The sequence below is a fragment of the Mesorhizobium sp. M0243 genome, from assembly GCF_040321775.1.
Taxonomy (GTDB): Bacteria; Pseudomonadota; Alphaproteobacteria; order Rhizobiales; family Rhizobiaceae; genus Mesorhizobium.
Window position 1 is genome coordinate 276,778 of the sequence record NZ_JAMYSF010000002.1, and the last position, 19,800, is coordinate 296,577.

At 63.8% G+C, this 19,800-nt stretch carries 21 protein-coding genes; 9 read left to right on the plus strand and 12 right to left on the minus strand.

Annotated elements, in window-relative coordinates; translation table 11 throughout:
• Window positions 1-10 precede the first annotated feature (10 nt).
• Genes pobA through pcaD form a run of 6 tightly spaced genes read right to left on the minus strand, consistent with a single transcriptional unit; the run spans window position 11 to window position 4,820 of the window.
• On the minus strand, window positions 11-1,183 hold the full coding sequence (gene pobA, locus NKJ11_RS03375) for a 4-hydroxybenzoate 3-monooxygenase (protein ID WP_352792732.1): 1,173 nt from the start codon (window positions 1,181-1,183) through the stop codon (window positions 11-13).
• Entirely contained in the window at window positions 1,183-2,235 is a 1,053-nt protein-coding gene (locus NKJ11_RS03380; protein WP_352628508.1) for a 3-carboxy-cis,cis-muconate cycloisomerase, read from the minus strand. Before NKJ11_RS03380 ends, pobA begins: the two co-directional genes overlap by 1 nt.
• Before the next feature lie 19 nt (window positions 2,236-2,254).
• Complete coding sequence (gene pcaG, locus NKJ11_RS03385) at window positions 2,255-2,869, minus strand: protocatechuate 3,4-dioxygenase subunit alpha (protein WP_352792701.1); 615 nt, start codon at window positions 2,867-2,869, stop codon at window positions 2,255-2,257.
• On the minus strand, window positions 2,869-3,621 hold the full coding sequence (gene pcaH, locus NKJ11_RS03390) for a protocatechuate 3,4-dioxygenase subunit beta (RefSeq protein ID WP_023808805.1): 753 nt from the start codon (window positions 3,619-3,621) through the stop codon (window positions 2,869-2,871). The genes pcaG and pcaH overlap by 1 nt, the downstream gene beginning before the upstream one ends.
• Window positions 3,611-4,018, minus strand: a complete 408-nt coding sequence (gene pcaC / locus NKJ11_RS03395) for a 4-carboxymuconolactone decarboxylase (protein ID WP_127291158.1) — start codon at window positions 4,016-4,018, stop codon at window positions 3,611-3,613. Before pcaC ends, pcaH begins: the two co-directional genes overlap by 11 nt.
• Window positions 4,011-4,820: a 3-oxoadipate enol-lactonase gene (gene pcaD / locus NKJ11_RS03400; RefSeq protein ID WP_352628505.1), complete on the minus strand. Its 810-nt coding sequence runs from the start codon at window positions 4,818-4,820 to the stop codon at window positions 4,011-4,013. Before pcaD ends, pcaC begins: the two co-directional genes overlap by 8 nt.
• A gap of 92 nt (window positions 4,821-4,912) precedes the next feature.
• Here pcaD and pcaQ point away from each other — a divergent pair, with 92 nt between their 5' ends.
• Window positions 4,913-5,830, plus strand: coding sequence for a pca operon transcription factor PcaQ (gene pcaQ / locus NKJ11_RS03405; protein ID WP_352628502.1), 918 nt, complete (start codon window positions 4,913-4,915; stop codon window positions 5,828-5,830).
• 18 nt (window positions 5,831-5,848) lie between these two features.
• On the opposite strand, the gene NKJ11_RS03410 is transcribed toward pcaQ, so the two are convergent.
• Window positions 5,849-6,775, minus strand: a complete 927-nt coding sequence (locus NKJ11_RS03410; RefSeq protein ID WP_352628500.1) for an aldose 1-epimerase — start codon at window positions 6,773-6,775, stop codon at window positions 5,849-5,851.
• A gap of 60 nt (window positions 6,776-6,835) precedes the next feature.
• Here NKJ11_RS03410 and NKJ11_RS03415 point away from each other — a divergent pair, with 60 nt between their 5' ends.
• The 8 genes from NKJ11_RS03415 to NKJ11_RS03450 all read left to right on the plus strand — a co-directional run bounded on the left by NKJ11_RS03415 (window position 6,836) and on the right by NKJ11_RS03450 (window position 15,096).
• The gene (locus NKJ11_RS03415) at window positions 6,836-7,627 is read left to right on the plus strand and encodes a FadR/GntR family transcriptional regulator (protein WP_128302383.1); all 792 of its coding nucleotides are present in this window, start codon (window positions 6,836-6,838) and stop codon (window positions 7,625-7,627) included.
• Window positions 7,624-9,351, plus strand: a complete 1,728-nt coding sequence (locus NKJ11_RS03420) for an IlvD/Edd family dehydratase (protein ID WP_352609330.1) — start codon at window positions 7,624-7,626, stop codon at window positions 9,349-9,351. The genes NKJ11_RS03415 and NKJ11_RS03420 overlap by 4 nt, the downstream gene beginning before the upstream one ends.
• Before the next feature lie 11 nt (window positions 9,352-9,362).
• Entirely contained in the window at window positions 9,363-10,139 is a 777-nt protein-coding gene (locus NKJ11_RS03425; RefSeq protein ID WP_128302381.1) for an SDR family NAD(P)-dependent oxidoreductase, read from the plus strand.
• Between the two features lie 34 nt (window positions 10,140-10,173).
• The gene (araD1, locus tag NKJ11_RS03430) at window positions 10,174-11,172 is read left to right on the plus strand and encodes an AraD1 family protein (RefSeq protein WP_352609329.1); all 999 of its coding nucleotides are present in this window, start codon (window positions 10,174-10,176) and stop codon (window positions 11,170-11,172) included.
• A 52-nt stretch (window positions 11,173-11,224) separates the two neighbouring features.
• Window positions 11,225-12,250: an ABC transporter substrate-binding protein gene (locus NKJ11_RS03435; protein WP_352609328.1), complete on the plus strand. Its 1,026-nt coding sequence runs from the start codon at window positions 11,225-11,227 to the stop codon at window positions 12,248-12,250.
• Between the two features lie 76 nt (window positions 12,251-12,326).
• Window positions 12,327-13,430 carry an ABC transporter ATP-binding protein gene (locus NKJ11_RS03440; RefSeq protein ID WP_352609327.1) on the plus strand — a complete coding sequence of 368 codons (1,104 nt, stop codon included), beginning with the start codon at window positions 12,327-12,329 and terminating at the stop codon, window positions 13,428-13,430.
• Window positions 13,427-14,299 carry an ABC transporter permease gene (locus NKJ11_RS03445; protein WP_352609326.1) on the plus strand — a complete coding sequence of 291 codons (873 nt, stop codon included), beginning with the start codon at window positions 13,427-13,429 and terminating at the stop codon, window positions 14,297-14,299. Before NKJ11_RS03440 ends, NKJ11_RS03445 begins: the two co-directional genes overlap by 4 nt.
• Entirely contained in the window at window positions 14,296-15,096 is an 801-nt protein-coding gene (locus NKJ11_RS03450; RefSeq protein ID WP_128302376.1) for an ABC transporter permease, read from the plus strand. Before NKJ11_RS03445 ends, NKJ11_RS03450 begins: the two co-directional genes overlap by 4 nt.
• 15 nt (window positions 15,097-15,111) lie before the next feature.
• Here the strand turns inward: NKJ11_RS03450 and NKJ11_RS03455 are convergent, their stop codons facing one another.
• The 5 genes from NKJ11_RS03455 to NKJ11_RS03475 form a co-directional block, all read right to left on the minus strand.
• A complete protein-coding gene (locus tag NKJ11_RS03455; RefSeq protein ID WP_352440071.1) occupies window positions 15,112-16,515 on the minus strand; it encodes an FAD-binding oxidoreductase in 1,404 nt (467 codons plus the stop codon).
• Between the two features lie 145 nt (window positions 16,516-16,660).
• On the minus strand, window positions 16,661-17,920 hold the full coding sequence (locus tag NKJ11_RS03460) for an ABC transporter substrate-binding protein (RefSeq protein WP_127327037.1): 1,260 nt from the start codon (window positions 17,918-17,920) through the stop codon (window positions 16,661-16,663).
• A gap of 48 nt (window positions 17,921-17,968) precedes the next feature.
• Window positions 17,969-18,397, minus strand: coding sequence for a DUF4440 domain-containing protein (locus NKJ11_RS03465; RefSeq protein WP_023808818.1), 429 nt, complete (start codon window positions 18,395-18,397; stop codon window positions 17,969-17,971).
• Complete coding sequence (locus NKJ11_RS03470; RefSeq protein WP_128302375.1) at window positions 18,394-19,449, minus strand: aldo/keto reductase; 1,056 nt, start codon at window positions 19,447-19,449, stop codon at window positions 18,394-18,396. The genes NKJ11_RS03465 and NKJ11_RS03470 overlap by 4 nt, the downstream gene beginning before the upstream one ends.
• The gene (locus tag NKJ11_RS03475) at window positions 19,446-19,799 is read right to left on the minus strand and encodes a TIGR04076 family protein (protein WP_128302374.1); all 354 of its coding nucleotides are present in this window, start codon (window positions 19,797-19,799) and stop codon (window positions 19,446-19,448) included. Before NKJ11_RS03475 ends, NKJ11_RS03470 begins: the two co-directional genes overlap by 4 nt.
• Between the last annotated feature and the right edge of the window lies 1 nt (window position 19,800).

The following is a 19,800-nucleotide window of genomic DNA, read 5'->3' on the forward strand; positions in this document are numbered from 1 at the left end:
TCCGCGGCCCTCAGTACGGCAGGCCGACATAGTTCTCGGCGAGCGCGGTCGATGCGGCACGTGACTGCACGAGGTAGTCGAGTTCGGCCTCCTGGATGCGCTGGCCGAACTCGCCGGTGTCTGGAAAGCGGTGCAGCATCGTCGTCATCCACCAGGAGAAACGCACCGCTTTCCAGACCCGTGCCAGAGCCTTGCCTGAATAGGCGTCGATGCCGGCCGTTGACTTGTCGCGATAGAAATCGTGCAGGCCGGCAAAGAGATAGCGCACGTCGCTGGCGGCGAGGTTGAGGCCCTTGGCGCCGGTCGGCGGCACGATGTGGGCGGCATCACCGACCAGGAAGAGCCGGCCGAAGCGCAGCGGCTCGGCAACGAAGGAGCGCAGCGGCGCGATCGATTTCTCGAAGGACGGTCCAGTGACGACATTTGCCGCCGTCTGCTCCGGCAAGCGGCGGCGCAACTCGTCCCAGAAGCGCTCATCCGACCACGCCTCCACGCGATCGTCCTGCGGGCACTGCACATAGTAGCGGCTGCGATGCGTCGAGCGCATCGAGCACAGCGCAAAACCCCGCTCGTGATTGGCGTAGACCAGTTCGCGGTCGGCTGGCGGCACCTCGGCCAGCACGCCGAGCCAGCCGAACGGATACCGCCGCTCGAAGATTTTTAGCGCACGCTCGGGCACCGATTTGCGGCTGACGCCATGATAGCCGTCGCAGCCGGCAACGAAGTCGCAGTCGATGCGATGCGTGACGCCGTCCTTGTCATAGGTGGCGAAAGGCGCGGTGCCGTCGAAATCGTGCAGAGCGACATTTGCCGCCTCGTAGATCGTGGTCAGCCCTGCCGCGTCGCGCTTGTCCATCAAATCGTGCGTCACCTCGGTCTGGCCATAGGCGGTGACATGCCTGCCGCCGGTCAGCGCCTCGAGGTCGATGCGATGCAAGCGTCCGTCGAAGGCGAGCGAGATGCCAGTGTGCGGCAGCCCTTCGGCATGCAGCCTTGCCGCCGCGCCGGCCTGTTCCAGCAATTCGACGGTGCCCTGTTCGAGCACCCCTGCCCGCACGCGGCCAAGCACGTGCTCGCGGCTCGCACGTTCCAGAATGACCGTCTCTACGCCGATGCCGGCCAGCAGTTGCCCAAGCAGCAGCCCGGACGGCCCGGACCCGATGACGACGATTTGCGTGCGGATCAGTGGCCGAGACTTTCGACCTGTGCGGCCAGTTCGGCGGCAAGGCGCAGCGACGCGGCCGTTGCGACGACCATCTGCGGCAGCAATAGCCACTCCAGCGTCCAGGCAGCACCCGACCGCTCCTGCTCATGCACGAGCGCGTGATGCATGCCGGCAAGCTGCGTGGCGTTGAAGCGGGCAAGCGCCACCAGCGCTTCGGCCTTCACCGGGTTCTTCTTGTGCGGCATGGCCGACGAGCCGCCGCCACTGGAAAGCTCGATCTCGGTTCCACCTTGCGCCAGCAGCGCGATGTCCTGGCCGAACTTGCCGAGGCTGCCTGATACCAATGACATCAGGCCGGCAAAGTCGGCGAGCGCGTCACGCTGGCTGTGCCACTGCGGTGCGTCGCCAAGACCAAGCCTGGCGGCAAGTGCCGCGCGCACCGCCGGCCCCTTGTCATCAAGCTTTTCCAGCGTGCCGGCGGCACCGCCGAATTGCACCACCAGCAGACGCCTGGACTGCTCGGATAGCCTCTCCTGATGCCGTTGCAGCGGCGCCCGCCACACCCTGACGCGATCGGCCACTTTGATCGGAAGCGCCTTCTGCATGCGCGTCATCCCGGTCAGCGCCCTGCCGCCAAAACGCTCTTTGAGCGAAGCGAGGCGTATGACGGTTTCGGTCAACAGCAGATCGAGATGCTCGACGACGGATTTCAGCCGAAGCATCAGGCCGGTGTCGATCACATCCTGGCTGGTCGCACCGAAATGCACTTTCCGGCCATGCGGTTCGCCGACCGCAGCCCTGATCTGGCGCACCAGCTCCGGCACCATGACGCCGTCCTTGGCGACCCCGGCTCGCAGCAGAGCCGTGTCCGGCCGGAAGGTGCCAAGCGCCGCCACGATCGCTGCCCCGGCATCCTTGGGGATTATCCCGTTATCGGCCTCCGCTTGCGACAGCGCCTGTTCAAAGGCCAGCATGGCCTCGATTTCCGCCTCAACGGAAAAATGCCTCGCCGCTTCTTCGTCGCCGAGAAGAGCGGAGAGCAGCGGATGGTCGAAAGGCGATACAGTCATGTCACAGGCCTCCTGAGCATCAGCTATCGAAGAAGACCGTTTCCTTCTCCCCCTGGGGATGGACATCGAAGATGTAGGTATCGCCCTTGCGCTCGGCGATTAGCGTCGGCACGCGGACGCGGTGCTCGATACGCGCGAGGATCGGATCTTCAGCATTGGCCTTTTCCTCATCGGAAAAATACAGCCTTGTGTGCAGGCCGAGATTGATGCCGCGGGCGACGATCCAGAGCGTGATATGCGGCGCCATCAGGCGACCATCGTTGAACGGGACGCGGCCAGGCTTGACCGTCTCGAACGTGCAGAGGCCGGTGTCCATATCGGTCGGGCAACGGCCCCAGCCGAAGAAATTCGGATCGGCAGCACCACGCAGTTCGGCCGGCGAATTGTAGAGCCCATCCGCATCCGCTTGCCAGATCTCGATCAGCGCGTCCTTGAGCGGCGTGCCGGTGCCATCGAGCACCCGGATGCGCAGGCCGATGCGCTCGCCCTTGGTCTTGTCGTTGACCATGGTGGCGCCGAGATCACTGGGATAGACGCCGCCGATGCCGCAGAAATTGGGTGTCAGCCCGATATGGACGTAGGGTCCGGCGGTCTGCGAAGGGCTTTCCCTGAGCCGGTCGAGCGACTGGGCCATCAATTGCCCTCCAGCCTGTTTTCGAACAGCGACGCGCGGCGCCCGCGCAGCACGATGTCGAACTTGTAGGCGCGCGCGTCGAAGGGGATCGTCGCTTGCATGTCGAGCGCGGCGATCAGCGTCTCAACGGCTGCCTTGTCGGGAATGCCGCGCGCGATCGGGCACTGCCAGATCAGCGGGTCGCCCTCGAAATACATCTGCGTGATCAGCCGCTGGGCAAAGCCGTGGCCGAACACCGAGAAATGAATGTGCGAGGGGCGCCAGTCGTTCGGCCCATTCGGCCAGGGATAGGGTCCAGGCTTGACGGTGCGAAACGCATAGCCGCCGTCCTCGGTGGTGAGGGCTCGGCCGCAGCCGCCAAAATTCGGGTCGAGCGGCGCCAGATAGCCATCCTTCTTGTGGCGATAGCGGCCGCCGGCATTGGCCTGCCAGAATTCGAGCAGCGCGCCGGGCACGCCAACGCCTCGCTCGTCGAGCACTCGGCCATGGACGATAATCCGCTCGCCGAGCGCGCTCTCGCCGGGCCTGGCGAAATTGTGGATCAGGTCGGCGTCAAGTTCGCCCAATATTGCGTGGCCGAAAACGGGGCCTGCAATCTCCGACAGCGTGTTGTCGAAGACGAGGGGGGCTTTTTGCGGCGAGCGCAGCATCGAGGTCTTATAATTCGGCGTCAGAGCCGGCGGATGCCAGGTCCGATCGCGCCGGAAGAAGGCGCCGGTCTCGGGCCTCGTCGAGCCGGACTCAGCGGGCATTCCTGGCTCCGTCCATTTCCGAAAACACGTCCTTGGCTATTCTGAAGGCACGGTTGGCGGCCGGCACGCCGGCATAGATGGCGACATGCAGGAACGCCTCGCAGACGTCGTCGCGCGACGCACCGGTGTTGACGGTGGCGCGCACATGCATGGCGATCTCCTCATCATGGCCGAGTGCGGCCAGCAGCGCCAGCGTGACGATCGAACGCTCACGCTTTGTGAAGCCCGGCCGCGCCCACACGGTTCCCCAGGCAGCCTCGGTGATCAGCTCCTGGAAAGGCTGGTCGAAATCGGTGGCGGCAATTTCGGCCCGGTCGACATGCCGGTCGCCGAGCACCGAGCGCCGCACCGCAAGCCCCTTGCGATATCTGGCTGCGTCGCCGGGGACTTCATCCATGGGTTTCTGCTCCAGGGGCAAGCGACGCGATAAAACTGCGGATCAGGGCGACCAGCGCTTCGGGTTGTTCGACGCAAGGAATGTGTCCGGCGTCGCGGATGATCTGGAAGCGCGCGGCGGGGATCAGCTCGGCCAGCGAGCGGACGAGATCGGGAGGCGTCGAGCCATCCTGGTCGCCGGCGACGCAGAGCGTCGGCACCGCGATCCGGCGTGCGGCATCGGTGAAATCCGCATCGCGAACGGCCGCGCAAGTGCCGACGTAACCTGCAAGCGCTTGCCTCGTCATCATGTTCCAATAGCCGTCGAGCTCGGCCACACGCGCCGCGTGGAAGGCGGCGGTGAACCATACTTTGAGCACGCCATCGGCAATCGCTTGGATGCCCTTGCTTTCGACCGTCGCGATGCGTGTATTCCAGCTGTCCGTCGTGCCGATCTTGTGTGCCGTGTCGCAAAGGATCATGGCCTCTACGATATCGGGGCGCCTGGCATAAAGCCCCTGAGCGATCATGCCGCCGACCGACAGGCCGCACAGCACGACCTTGCTCAAGCCGAAATGATCGATGAGCGCCGAAAGATCATCGACATGATCGTCGATCGACCTGATGTCGCCGATATCGGACAGCCCATGGCCGCGCTTGTCATAGACCAGCAGCGGCATTTCACCATCGAGCGCCGAGACAATTTCGTCCCAGATCCGGAAGTCGGTGCCCAGTGAATTGATGAATATGATAGGGCGCGCATTGCCGGCCGCCTTGGTGTGGCGATGGTGCAGCGTGATGCCGCCGATGGTGACGAATGGCACGGTTTTGGTCCTCCGCCTCCACATTGCACAAGGCGTTTGGTTCGGTAAAATGATATTTTGCGTCGTTTCATTAACTCATGGGTTATCAATCCATGTCCCATAGCCGCATCCGGTTCCGTCACCTGCAGGCATTCCTGGAAGTTGCGCGGCAGGGAAGCGTGGCACGAGCGGCCGACTTGCTGCATGTCAGTCCGCCGGCTGTGACCAAGACATTGCGCGAACTGGAAGAGGCGCTCGGCGTCGCTATGGTCGAACGCGATGGCCGCGGTATCAAGGTGACACGGCTGGGCGAAATCTTCCTTGGCCATGCGGGTACTGCGATCACAGCATTGAGACGCGGCGTCGATTCCGTCCGCCAGGACGGAGCGGTCAGCCGGCCCCCGATTCGCATCGGCGCGCTGCCGACAGTGTCGGCGCGTGTGATGCCGCTTGCCATGAGCCTGTTCCTCGAAGAGGGCACCGGTGCGGCGATCAAGATCGTCACCGGCGAGAATTCGGTGCTGCTCGAACAGTTGCGCACCGGCACGTTAGATCTCGTCGTCGGACGGCTGGCGGCACCGGAGAACATGACCGGCTTCTTCTTCGAGCACCTCTATTCTGAACCAGTGCTGTTCGTGGTGCGCGCGGGACACCCGTTACTCGATCCGGGACAGGATGTGTTTGCACGGCTCGACGAATTCCCGATGCTGATGCCGACGCGGGAATCGGTCATCCGCCCCTTCGTCGACCGCCTGTTCATCACCAACGGCATGACGGCGCCGGCAACCGAGATCGAAACCGTCTCGGACTCCTTCGGCCGCGCCTTCCTGCGGCAGAGCAATGCCGTCTGGATCATTTCGGCTGGCGTCGTTGCCAACGAACTCGGCAGCGGCGCCTTCGTCGCCTTGCCGGTCAACACCGAGGAAACCAAGGGACCGGTCGGCCTGACCATGCGCACCGACACGGCCCCCTCGCCGGCCTTCTCCATCCTGCTGCAGACCATCCGCGAAGCGGCAAGTCAAAGCAGTTGATGCGGCTCAGATTGGCGATCAGGCCGCCTGCGAAGGCGTGAAGCGAACGCTTGCGGATCGCATTTGCCCGGGTGCAAGTACCATGCAGCCAGTGTCGATGCCCGCGTTCCTGCGATTGAAGGCATCGGTGATGTTGCTGACCGGTTCGGCGCAAAAGAACGGCTCGCCGGGCGGCGTGTAGAGGACGAGGAAATCGAGCGGCGCTTCGGCCTCGATGTCCAGTTGCCGCCCACGCTCCGGCCAGGAGATCCGGGCGCGGCGCGTCCATCCGGTGAAGACCGTGTCGAAGTCCGTCTCCAACACGTCGAAGCCCGTGGTCGGGTTGGAACCAGCTGGCGGAAGGACGTGCCGGGTGGGCAGGATTTCCGCATCGGTCTCCCACATGCCGGATACCTGCGCCTGGACATGTGTCCACGGTGTCGACGGGAAATAGGGATGGAGGCCGAAGCCTGCCGGCATCGGCATGTCCGAGAGATTGCGCAGCGAAAGGGCAATGATCAGCCCGCCATCGACCAGCGAGATCGCTTGCCTTGCCTCATAGCTCCACGGCCAGGAATCGGCGGCATGGCGATAAGATAGGAGGGTGGTGCTGGCTTCGTGCCGGACGACTGTCCATGGCCGACGCCAGCCATGGCCATGCTCATGATGCGGATCTTCCGGGCTGGTCGGCAGTTCGACGGTGCGGCCCGCGAATGCGAAGCGCCCGCCCCTTATGCGATTGGAATAGGGAACCAGCGGGAAGCAGGCCATGGCGCCGGCATCGCGGCTGTCGATCGCCGCCTGATCCGCAGGACGCAGCCAATCCACGACGGATCCGTTTTGCCGCCAGCGATACGACGCCAGCGCGCCGCCGGCGGCCGGGGCAATCTCTACAGTCGCAATGCCATCGCTGATCGAGACCAGCTCTTGATGCCGCTCGGCAACGGCAGCGGAATTCTTTGTCACCGGCATTCCCCCTCCCTTGACTCCAGTCGCAATGCCGATAAGACATATCATATGAATAGTATGAAGAATAAGAAATCTTTCAGCACGGCGCGCACGTCGAGGGTTGCGGTCGCGGTCTCCAGCGGCTCGACGGCGTTGCACGCGACCGTCGTCGAACAGATCGGATTGCGCATCGTGCAGGGCGATTTCCTGCCCGGCGAGGCACTGCCCAATGCCGACGATTCCAGCGAGATGCTGGGGGTCAGCCGCACGGTGCTGCGCGAGGCGATCAAGGTGCTGGCCGGCAAGGGACTGGTCGAATCGCGGCCGAAGACCGGCACAAGGGTGCGTCCCCGTGCCGACTGGAATTTCCTCGACCCGGACGTCCTGTCATGGCGCTACGCAGGCGGCGTCAGCGCCGACGATGTCCGGGCGCTGTTCGAGCTGCGCCGAGCCATCGAGCCGATGTCGGCCGCACTTGCCGCGCAACGCGCCACGCCGGCGCAGATTGCCGAGATCAATGCCGCGCTGGCCGAAATGGAAGCGGTGGTTGACGACGGCGACCGCTTCGCCAAGCCCGATCTTTTGTTCCATCAGACCATCCTGCGCATGACCGGCAATGAGCTGATCGGCTCGCTGGCGGCACTGGTCGAAACCGCATTGGTGATGAGCTTTCGCCTCTCCAACGACAATCCGGACGGGCAGCGTCATTCTTTGCCGCTGCATCGGGAAGTGGCCGAAAAGATCGCATCCGGCGACGCCACTGGTGCGCAAAACGCGCTGCTGGTGCTCATCGACAATGCCGAGGAAGACGTGCGCCGCAGCGTCCAAAGCCGCAACAAGCGCCGCCAGGATCGGGAACAGACATCGTGACCGACACCAAACGCAAGCTGCGGTCCGAGGCCTGGTTCGGCGGTGAGGGCAAGAACGCCTTCATGCACCGCAGTTGGATGAAGAACCAGGGCATCCCCGCCGACGCTTTCGATGGCCGCCCGGTGATCGGCATCTGCAACACCTGGTCGGAACTGACCCCATGCAATGCCCATCTGCGGGCGCTGGCCGATCACGTCAAACGCGGCGTCTATGAAGCGGGCGGCCTGCCGCTCGAATTCCCTGTGATGTCGCTCGGCGAGAGCAACATGCGCCCCACCGCCATGCTGTTTCGCAATCTGGTCAGCATGGATGTCGAAGAGTCCATCCGCGGCAATCCGATCGACGGCGTCATCCTGCTGGTCGGCTGCGACAAGACCACGCCGGCACTCTTGATGGGCGCTGCGTCGTGCAACCTGCCGACCATCGCTGTTTCCGGCGGGCCGATGCTAAACGGCAAGTTCCGCGGACAGGATATCGGCTCGGGCACCCATGTCTGGAAATTCGCCGAGGAAGTGAAGGCCGGCCGCATGCCGGTCGCCGACTTCCTCGCCGCCGAGCAGGGCCAAAGCCGATCTGCGGGCAGTTGCATGACGATGGGAACGGCCTCGACCATGGCCAGCATGGTGGAGGCGCTCGGCATCGGCATGCCGGACAATGCCGCGATCCCGGCGGTGGATTCGCGCCGTGGCGTGCTCGCGCAAATGGCCGGACGCCAGATCGTCGACCTCGTCCGCAGGGACGTGACAATCGCGCAGATCCTCACCCGGGAAGCATTCGAGAACGCCATTCGAGTCAACGGCGCGATCGGTGGCTCGACCAATGCGGTGCTGCATCTGATCGCCATCGCCAACCGGATCGGTGTCGATCTCAGCCTCGATGACTGGGACCGCCTTGGCCGGGACATTCCAACTATTGTCGATTTGATGCCGTCGGGCCGGTTCCTGATGGAAGATTTCTACTACGCCGGGGGGCTAGCTGCGGTCATGGCGTCGCTTGATGAAGTGGGGCTTCTTCATCGCGACGCCATGACCGTCAGCGCCAAGACCATCGGTGAACTGATCGACGGCGCGCCCAACTACAACAGCGAGGTGATCCGGCCGCTGAGCCAGCCGCTGACCAAGGAAGGCGGCATCTCGATCCTGCGCGGCAATCTGGCGCCTGACGGGGCAGTCATCAAACCGTCCGCGGCAACGCCCGCGCTGATGCAACATCGCGGCAAGGCGGTGGTGTTCGAGAACATCGAGCACTACTACGCCCGCATCGACGATCCGGAGCTGGACATCGACGCCTCCTCGGTGATGGTACTAAAGAATTGCGGACCGCGCGGTTATCCAGGAATGGCCGAGGTCGGCAATATGCCGCTGCCGGCAAAACTGCTGAAGCAAGGCGTCTCCGACATGGTGCGCATTTCGGACGCGCGCATGAGCGGCACCGCCTACGGCACCGTGGTTCTGCATGTGGCGCCGGAAGCAGCCGCAGGTGGCGCGCTGGCTCTGGTGCGCGACGGCGACCTCATCGAACTCGATGTCGCCGGTCGCCGGCTGGAGCTTTTGGTGTCGGATGAGGAGCTGGCGATCCGCCGGCGTGACTGGCAGCCGCCGGCACCGCCGGAAGGCGGCTATCAGAGCCTTTATGTCGAGCGCGTGCTGCAGGCCGACAAGGGCTGCGATTTCGACTTTCTCGTCGGTCGGCGCGATGCCGGCATTCCTCGGCATTCGCACTAGAGAGGCGCGCGATGACGGATGAAATCGGCTATGCGATCTATCCAAGCCTCAAGGGCCGCAGCGTCTTCATAACCGGCGGCGGCAGTGGCATCGGCGAAAGCCTGGTGCGCCATTTCTGCGCGCAAGGCAGCCGCGTCGCCTTCGTCGACATGGCCGAGGAGCCTTCCCGGCGTCTGGTCGACGCGATCTCGGCCGAGGGACATGCCGCGCCGCTGTTCATTCCCTGCGACCTGCGCAACGTCGAAGAGTTGCAGGCGGCAACCGTTCAGGCGATGCAGCACAACGGCCCTATCCAGGCGCTGTGCAACAATGCCGGCAATGACGACCGCCACCAGACCAAGGACGTGACGGTTGCCTACTGGGACGACCGCATGGCGGTCAATTTGCGCCATCAGTTCTTCGCGGCGCAGGCGGTGCGTCCACAGATGAACGCGCTGGGCGGCGGCTCGATCATCAATTTCGGCTCCATCACCTGGATGGTCGGCGATCCGGATTGCCCAGCCTATGTCACCGCGAAAGCGGCTGTTTACGGCATGACGCGGGCGCTGGCTCGCGAACTCGGCCCCGAACGCATCCGCGTCAACTGCATGGTGCCGGGATGGGTGATGACAGAGCGCCAGATGCGGCTGTGGCTGAACTCGGCCGGCGAACGCCAGATCGCGGAAAGGCAGTGCCTGCCCGACCGGCTGCAACCCTCCGATATCGCGCGCATGGCGCTGTTTCTCGCCGCAGACGACAGCCGCATGTGCACGAGCCAGCAGTTCATCGTCGATGCGGGCTGGGTGTGACCCGTACGGCTCCAAGGGAAGAAGGTTAGTATTCATGCGTCTTGTTCAGTTCAGAATGGCCGACGGCAGCAGAGGGGTTGGCCGTGTCTCGGATGACGGCAATCATCTGCACCCGCTCGAAAAGACCGGCAGCGTGCTGGAGCTGGCCGAAGCGGCAATTGCCCAGGGCACGTCGATCGCAGCGCTGGTTGAGAAGCAGACGGGCACAGCGAAAATCGACTACGACCAACTGTTGCGCGATGGCCAGGTGCTCGCTCCGGTCGACCATCCGGAACCGGCGCGCTTCCTGGTCACCGGGACCGGCCTGACCCACACGGGAAGCGCCGCCGCGCGCAACCAGATGCATGTTCTGACCCATGGCGAAGGCACCGAGGAATCGGATTCGCTGAAGATTTTCCGTATGGGCCTGGAAGGCGGCAAGCCTGCCGCCGGGCAGATCGGCATCCAGCCCGAATGGTTCTTCAAGGGCGTCGGCACCTGTGTCGTGCCGCCCGGCGCGCCGCTACCGATGCCGGCCTTCGCGCGCGCCGGCGCCGAAGAGGCCGAGATCGTCGGCCTCTATCTCAACGGGCCGGACGGCCGCCCCTATCGGATCGGCTATGCGCTCGGCAACGAATATTCCGACCATGTGACGGAGGGCGAGAACTACCTCTACCTCGCCCACTCCAAGCTTCGCTCCTGCTCCATCGGACCCGAGCTGCTGATCGGTGACCTGCCCGAAGAAGTGCGCGGCCATTCGCGCATCCTGCGCGACGGCACTGTCATCTGGGAGCAGGAGTTCCTGTCGGGCGAAGCGCACATGTCGCACTCGATCGCCAATCTCGAACACTTCCATTTCCGCTACCCGATGCACCGCAGGGCGGGCGACCTGCATGCCTATTTCTTCGGCGCGGCGGTGATGAGCTACGCCTCCGGCGTCAAGACGGCTTCCGGCGACGAGTATGAAATCCAGGCACAGACATTCGGCAAGCCACTGCGCAACCGGATGGTGTCGGTGCCGGACGAGGGACTGGTCGCTGTTACCCAGCTGTGACGGCGCAGGCCCGAAAATTACGGTCCACCAGAACGACAATGGGAGATTAAAAATGGGACTGAAGAAAGCGTTTCTAAGACTAGCGACAATCGGGCTCGGCATCGGCCTGATGACATCGGCGGCGCTCGCCGCGAACCTGCGGGTACTGGCCTGGGACGGCTACGCCGATGCCGACTGGGTCAAGGACTTCACCGCCGCGACCGGCATCGGCGTCGATGTCGTCTTCATCGGCAGCGACGACGAGATCTGGGCCAAGATAAAGGGAAGCGAAGGCCAGGACTTCGACGTCTTCGCCGTCAACACCGCCCAGTTGCAGCGCTACATCAAGGCCGACCTGGTGTCGCCGATCGACGTCACGAAGCTCGCCAACCAGAAAGAAGTGCTGCCGCGCTTCCGCGATCTGACCGCGGTGAGCGGCGTGACCAAGGACGGCAAGGTCTACGGCATTCCGTTCTGCTTCGACTCCATCGGCCTGATCTATGACACCGACAAGGTCAAGCCAGCACCGACCTCGATGTCGGTTCTGTGGGACCCGGCCTACAAGGGCAAGGTTCTGGCCTACGACAATGGCGAGCACAATTTCTCGTTCACGGCGCTGACGCTCGGCTACAAGGATCCGTTCAACCTCAACGAAGAGCAGATGGCGGCAGTCAAGGCCAAGCTGGTCGAACTCAAGCGCAACGTGCTGAGCTTCTACACCACCGCCGACGAGGCGCAGCAGATCTACCAGAACAATGATGTGGCCCTGATCTGGGCCAATTACGGCCAGCAGCAGGTCAAGGCACTGCAGAAGATCGGCGCTCATGTCGCCTACGTCAATCCAGGCGAGGGCGCGCTCGCCTGGCTCGACAACTGGGTCATTTCCAAGGGTGTCCGCGACAATGCGGCGGCCGAGAAGTGGATCGACTTCATGCTGAGCAAGAAGGTCAGCGGCGAGCTTTCCGAGCGCACCGGCTTCGGCAACACGGTGACGGAAACCGGCAGCGCCGGCGGCAACGACAAGCTGGTCTGGCTCAACAATGTCGAGGACCCGCTCAAGCGTTCGGACATGTGGAACGAGGTCAAGGCTACGCCCTGATCTTTCCGCTCTATGCCTTCGAAGGACCCGGCGGTCCGGAGGTTCCGGACCGCCGAAGCGTATGCGAGAGTATTTCATGAACCAGAACACCGACCTCTTGACGCTGCGGTCCGTCTCGAAATCCTACGGCACGGTCCCCGTGCTGCACGACATCGACCTGTCGATCCGGGATGGTGAGTTCCTCACCGTGCTCGGGCCTTCGGGCTCCGGCAAGACCACGGTGCTGCGGCTGATCGGCGGACTGGAACCGCTGACGTCAGGCGAGATCCGCCTGGATGGGCAAGACATCAGCCGCATGCCGATCAACCGACGGCCGTTCAACACGGTATTCCAGGACTATGCGCTGTTTCCGCACCTGACCGTTTCCGGCAATGTTGGCTACGGGCTTTCGGTTCGCCATATCCAGCGCAAGGAAATCGCGCGCCGTGTCGCGGAGGCGCTGGACCTGGTCCAGCTCGGACGTTTCGCCGACCGCTTTCCGGCGCAGCTCTCCGGCGGCCAGCGCCAGCGTGTCGCGCTCGCCCGTGCACTGATCTGCCAGCCGCGCCTGATCCTGCTCGATGAGCCGCTGGCGGCGCTCGACCTCGAACTGCGCAGGCAGATGCAGGTCTTCCTGAAATCCATCCAGCGCGAAATCAAGACCACCTTCCTGTTCGTCACCCATGACCAGGAGGAAGCCATCGGCATGGCCGATCGGATCTGCGTCATGGAGGCCGGCCATATCCGCCAGCACGGCACGCCGCACGACCTTTACTACAGGCCGAATTGCGAGTTCGTCGCGCGCTTCTTCGGCGAGAACAATCTGATGTCCGGAAAACTTGGGCCGGTGCAGGGCGAGCTGCGATCGATCGAGACGGCGCTCGGCCGCCTGGTCTGCTCGATCAGTGACCAGCCGCATTTGAAGGCCGCAGCAGATGGCGCCAGCGCCTACGCTGCGTTCCGTCCCGAGGCCTTGCATCTTGCAGACGCAAAGGACACCGACAACCGTTTTTCCGGCACGATCTCCGACATGGCCTTTGCCGGCTCATCGAGCGTCGCCACCATCGCGGCAGGCCCAGACAATGCTGCGCAACGCTTGCGGCTGCGCGTGCCGAGCCGCATCGACGGCAGCGCGCTCAAATCCGGCGAGGCTGTATCGCTTTCGTTTGCGCCGCATGAAGGCCATCTGGTGCTGGCATGAGCGAAGCCGGCTCGACACTCACTGCGGAAAGACGACTGTCGCTGCTGGTCACGGTGCTGGCGTTTGCCTTGCCGGTTGTCTTCGTCCTGGTGCCGCTGGCGATCTTCCTCGGCTACAGCTTCTTCAGTGTCGACCAGGGCACCATCGTCTACGGGTTGTCCCTGGGCAACTATATCAGGTTCTTCACCGATCCGGTCTTTCTGCCGGTGTTCTGGAACACCATCGTGCTGTGCGTGTCGGTGGCCATCATCTGCATCCTACTTGCCTATCCCGCCGCCTACTTCCTGACGACGCTGAAAGGCCGTTGGCGCTATGCCTTGCTGATGCTGCTGCTGGTGCCGCTGCTGATGAGCTACGTCATCAAGATCTATGCGATCCGCAGCATCCTCGGCCTCAACGGCTTCCTCAACAAGGCGCTGGTGGCGCTCGGCATCCTGCAGGAACCGTCGACGCTTTTCGTGTTCAACATGAACGCCATCCTGCTGACGCTGACGCTACTTTTGATTCCCTTCGCCATCCTGCCGATCTTCCTGTCGCTGGAGCGGATTCCGCAGGTGCTGCTGCGTGCCTCGGACGATCTGGGGGCCAGCAGCTTGCAGACCTTCCTGCGCATCACCTTGCCGCTCAGCCTGCCCGGCGTCGCTTCGGCGGCGAGCTTCGTCTTCGTGCTGGCGATCGGCGATTTCCTGACGCCGCAAATGGTCGGCGGCATCAGCGGCTTCACCTTCGGCCGCATCCTCTACAGCCAGTTCGGCACGGCCTATAACTGGCCGTTCGGCGCGGCGCTGTCGGTGGCGCTGGCCGTCGTGGTGATCGCCGCAATCCTCGTCGGCGAACGCTTTGGCCGCAACCGGGGGACTTCGGTATGAGCGCCCTGCCCCGACTGTCCACGATCTTTCTGGCCGCGATCACGACACTGGTTGCGGTGCTGCTCTACAGCCCGCTGTTCGTGCCGATCGTGTCGTCGTTCTTCACCATTTCGCATGGCTCCGTCGACTGGTCGGCGCCGACCCTGTCGACCTATGTGGCGCTGGCTGAAAACCACGACATACTGGTCGCCTTGCGCACCACGCTGATCGTCGGCGTCTGCACCGTCATCCTGTCGGTGGTCAGCGGAACGCTGCTGGCGCTCTATTATCATGGGCGCCGCTCCGGACGCTCGCTGCTGCAGTTCATCATCTTCCTGCCGTTCCTGATGCCTCCGATCATCAGCGGCCTGGCGCTGCTGATCTTCTTTCGCGAAATCGGTCTCGAACGCTCGCTGCTGACGGTCGTCATCGGCCATACGGTTTTCGTGCTGGCGATCGTCTACCGCACGGTGCTGATGCGGCTGCAGTCGATGAGCCGCACGCTGGTCGAAGCGTCCTACGATCTCGGTGCCACGGGCTGGCAGACCTTTTGGCGCATCATCCTGCCGAACCTGTCGAGCGCCATGGTCGGCGGCGCCATCCTGGCCTTCGCCCTGTCGTTCGACGAGACCATGATCACCATCCTGGTCACCGGCACGCAAAGCACGCTGCCGGTCAGGTTGTGGGCGATGATGCGGCTTGGCTTCTCACCCGACATCAATGCGCTGGTGGCGCTGATCCTGATGTTCACCGTGCTGCTCTGCGTGCTTGCCGCCCGCTTTCTCATCCCCAGACAGCTCGCAACGGAACGGACTTGAGATAGCGGGCAATCGTCATCGGGAGAAGGCGGTCGGGTTGAGGTCGAAGACCCGTCCCCGATTGAGGATGTTTCTGGGGTCAAGGGCTGTCTTCAGCCGCCGCATCGTGGCGATCTCGGCGTCGCTGCGGACCAGATGCAGCCACTTCTTCTTGTCGAGGCCGATGCCGTGTTCGGCCGAAACGCCGCCGCCGGCCGCCGCCACGCCGCGATAGACGATGTCATATGCCGCCGCCGCATCGACCGTGCGGACCTGGTAATGCAGATTGCCGTCGCCGAGATGGCCGAAGAAATAGATGTCGGCGCCGGGATCGACGGCGTGGATGGCTGCGTCCGCCTCTTGCAGGAACGCTCCCATGCGGGCCAACGGGATGCTGATGTCGACGCCGATCAAACCCTTGATCGAAAACAGGACGCGATTGGCGTCCTCCCGCACGTCCCACAGAGCGCGAAACTCGCGCGGCGATTGCGAGACCACCACATCGTCGATGACACCGTCTTCGACCAACTGCATCAACACCTCGGCGAAGCGCTCGCCGTCGCGTTCCGGCTGACTGCCCTGGATCTCGGCCAGCAGATAGACGGGCGAGCCTGCCGGCAGCGGCGCCGGCATAGCCATGCTGGCGACCATGAGGTCATAGAGCGGTGCGAAGTTGACCTCATAGGCGGACAGGAGCGGGCCGAGCTTTTGCCGCAGCAGCCCAAGCAGGGCGATTGCCGCATCGAGCGAAGAGAGCGCGCAGAAAGCGTTCACCTCGGACGCCGGCTTGGGATGCAGCCTGAGCGCGGCGCGGGTGACCACGCCGAGCGTTCCTTCCGTGCCGATAAAGAGCTGACTGAGGTCGTAGCCGGAATTGTCCTTGGGCAAGCCCTTGAGCGAGGTCATCACGCTGCCATCGGCAAGCACGGCTTCCAGTCCCAGAACCTGAGCGCGGTACATGCCGTAACGCAGCACGCGGATGCCGCCGGCATTGGTGGCGATGTTGCCGCCGACCGTCGCGGAGCCGCGTGCGCCGATATCGACGCCGAACATCAGCCCGGCGCTGTCGGCCGCCTCCTGCACCGCCTGCAGCGTCGCGCCCGCTTCGGCGACGATGCTAGCAGCCTGGCGATCCGGAACGGCGAGGTCGGTCATGCGCTCCAACGACAGCACCACCTCGCCCGGCTGCACACGGGCGGCGCCTGCCAGGCTGGTGCGTCCTCCCTGGACGACAACCGGCTGGCTGAGATCGTTGCAAACCGCCAGCGCTGCCGCGACACCTTGTGTGTCGCGCGGGCGCAGCACCGCTTCGGGAAGCGCCCCCAGCTTGCCGTCGGGATCGTCACGATAGCGCTGATCCACCTCCGGACCGGCGAGCACGCCGCCCGCGCCCAGCCGGTCGCCGAGCGCAGAGAGGAGCTGTTGGATTTCAGGCGACATCGGCCGATCCTATCCATGATCGCCTGCCGGTCAAACGCTCGTCCACGCAAAGCGACGTCGTCCGTGCCCGTGGTAATGCAAAACAGGACAATCGTCCGGTATCGACCACGATGGGATCGTGATCGATACCGGAGAATAGGTAGTCTTACTGAAGTTTCGCTTGCAGGGCGTTGACGTCGTCGGTGGTCATTTCACCGTCGGTCGCCACCTTGCCATCGACGATCTTCCACAGCCGGAACGGGCCGGTGATGTCGCCATATTTGTCGAAGGCGACAGGGCCGATGACGCCTTCATAGCGGATCGGCTTGCCGTCCTTGATCAGGCCAAGCGCCTTGGCGAACTCTTCCTTGCCGGCAAAGATCGGCGTGCCGGCCGGATCGACCGCCTTGTACATCGCGTCCTTGATCTTGGCCGGATCCTCCGAACCGGCAATGGCGATGGCGAGGCCAACAATCGCGCCGGCGTCATAGGAACGGTCGGCTGCCGGATTGGTCGGTTCGATGCCGGAGAATTCCTTGTAGTTCTTGGTGAAGTACTCTGTCGAAGCGGTCGGGCTGGTGCCGGACGAGGTGCCGTAGGCTTCCTTCAGATAGTCGGCGCCGACGGACTCGATGAAATCAGGGCTGTTCATGCCGTCATTGAGGAGGAATTTCTGCACGCCGCCCTGCGAGATCCAGGTACGGGCGACCGTTGCACCGTCGACCGGCGTGCTGACGAGATAGAGCCCGTCCGGTTCGCCGGCCATCGCCGCCGTGACTTCGGAGGCATAGCTCGACTGCTTCTCGTTATAGGGCGTGTCGGAGACGATGGTGCCGCCGAGCGCTTTATAGGCACGCGAGAATTCGGCCACCATGTTGACGCCGAAATCGTTGTTGACGTGGATGATCGACAGTTTCTTGAAACCCTTGTCGACGGCGTATTTGGCGGCGGCGACGCCCTGCAGCGCATCCGAGGTGATGGTGCGGAAGAAGATGCCGTTGGTCTTGCCGTCGCGGCCGAGCGCGGTCAGCGTCGGCGAGGACGAAGCCGGCGAGACCTGGACGATCTTGGCTGGCGCGGTGACGGAGGTCAGGATCGGGATCGACACAGACGAGATGATGCCGCCGATGATGACCGGCACCTTCTTGACCTGAACCAGCTGGGTGGCTGCGTCGACCGCTATGTTGCCCTGGCTCTGGCTGTCGCGCGTATCGGTGACGAGATCGCAGCCGCGCACACCGCCGGCTCCGTTGATGTCGCGGAAGGCCATCTCGACCGACTTGGCCCCGGCCTGACCGTATTCGCCGGCCGGGCCGGTCAGTTCCATGACGAGGCCGACGGTGATCTTGCAATCGGCTGCCTGCGCGGCACCCGCCATCGTGACGAGGGCGAGCGCGGTGGTGAGTTGGAGTATCGTCTTTGTCATTGTTGTTCCCCTTTCGTTACTCGACTGTATTTGAATTCTGGAGCCTGTTCAGCGTTCCGGCACCTGCAGCCAGGTCTCATGCAGATGTCGCCATTCGACGCCGTTGGGCGCCGATGAACTGGTGGTGAAGACGGCGCTCGACTGGCGGCGGCTGTGCTTGCCTGCGCGCAGCTGCGCTTCGACATAAAGGACGACGATGGTATCGGCGTCCTGCCAGCCGGGCCGGATGTCCTCGATCGAAATGGCAAAACCGTCGTCGCAAGAGGCGCGGCTTGAGCGGACATGGTCGACGACCGCTTCGCGATCGAGGACCTGCCCGTCCGGCGCCACCATGCTGAGGTCTTTACCCATGGCGCGTTCGAAGCGGCCGAAGTCCACCGTGTTGGCGCGCGCGGCGACGAACCAGTCGACGAAGAAGCGGTGCAGGTCGATGATTTCGGCGCTGGCGCGTGAAAACAGGGAGGGTTCGCCGCTCATTTCTTCCCCGCATTGAGGTTGTAGTGCATGATCGAACCGTGGCGTCCGTGGCGGTCGCGCTCCAGCGTGTAGACGTCGCCCTCCAGGCCCGTGCCTTGCGCGATGACGGCCGCAATCCGCGCCCGGTCCTCGGCGTCAAGCGCCACGTCCATGATTTTCGCATTGGCAATGGCGTGCGCCTGGTTGCGGGCACCGACGATGACAGCCGCCACTTGCGGCTGTTCCAGCACCCAGGCGCTGGCGATGGTGGCAATGTCGACGCCGTGGCGGTCGCCAATGGCTTTCAGTGCCTGAAGCAGGTGCTGGAACAGATCCCAGCCGCCGAAATCATCGATGATCAGCTTGTATTTGACCAGCGAGCGGTTTTCGAGCGGCGTGGCGGGTTCGGCCGCACCGAGCCATTTGTCGCTGAGGAAGCCGCCGGCAACCGAGCCGTAACAGAGGAAGCCGACGCCGTTCTGTTTTGCGAGTGCCGCCAGGCTGTTGCCCGGCCGCTGGTCGAGCACGGAATACTGCAGCTGTTGACTGACAAGCGGGATGCCGGCGGCGAGGATTTCGGTGAGCCGCGGCGTATCGAAATTGGTGGTGCCGAGATTGCGCACCTTGCCTTCCAGCCGAAGCTCGTTGAGCCAGCCCATCGCCTCGACATAGCGAGGCTGCGCATAGTCCCACCAGTGGAACTGGACGAGATCGAGCCGCTCGGCCTTCAGCCGCCGCAATGACTGGTCGACGATGCCCCTGATGTAGTCGCGGCTGATGCTGGCCAGCCGTTCCAGGTCGGGCACCAGCTTGGTGTGCACCTTCATCCGGGCGGCGACGTCGAGGCCGCGCTCGCTGGCCAGCCGCAGGCGCGCCGCGCCGATGAGCTCCTCGACACCGGTGTAGATGTCGGCGCAATCATAGGTCCAGATGCCGGCATCGAAGGTGGCGATCAGATCGGCAACCGCTTGGCTGCGGTCGATGGCGCCGTGGCCGCCGGCCAGCTGCCAGCCGCCGCGAATGACGCGCGAGATGGTGTAGCCGGGGCCGAGTTCGAAGGTCTTGGCGGTCATGTCAGGTCATCCTCCTTCGGCAGCGGCACCGCTGTGGTCTCGGCGTGGCTGAACCGTCGCTTGGCCACCCTGACAATCCGGAGGCGGCTGGCGCAATTGGGATCGGGACAAGCGATCTCGGCGTCCGATGTCATCCAGTCGTTCGGGTGGGTCGGGCGCTGCTTGGCCGCCAGCAGCGGCAAGACGGCGGCGAGCGAATAAATCGAAAAGCCCTGCCCTGCCGGCATCGACAGCATCTCGCCCTTGAGCTCGAAATAGTCACCGGCCCTGGCGCCGCAATAGATCGGCTTGCCCTCCGGGATGACCACCTCGACGCGAAGATCGAACAGCTCGAAACTGTCGTCGGCCATG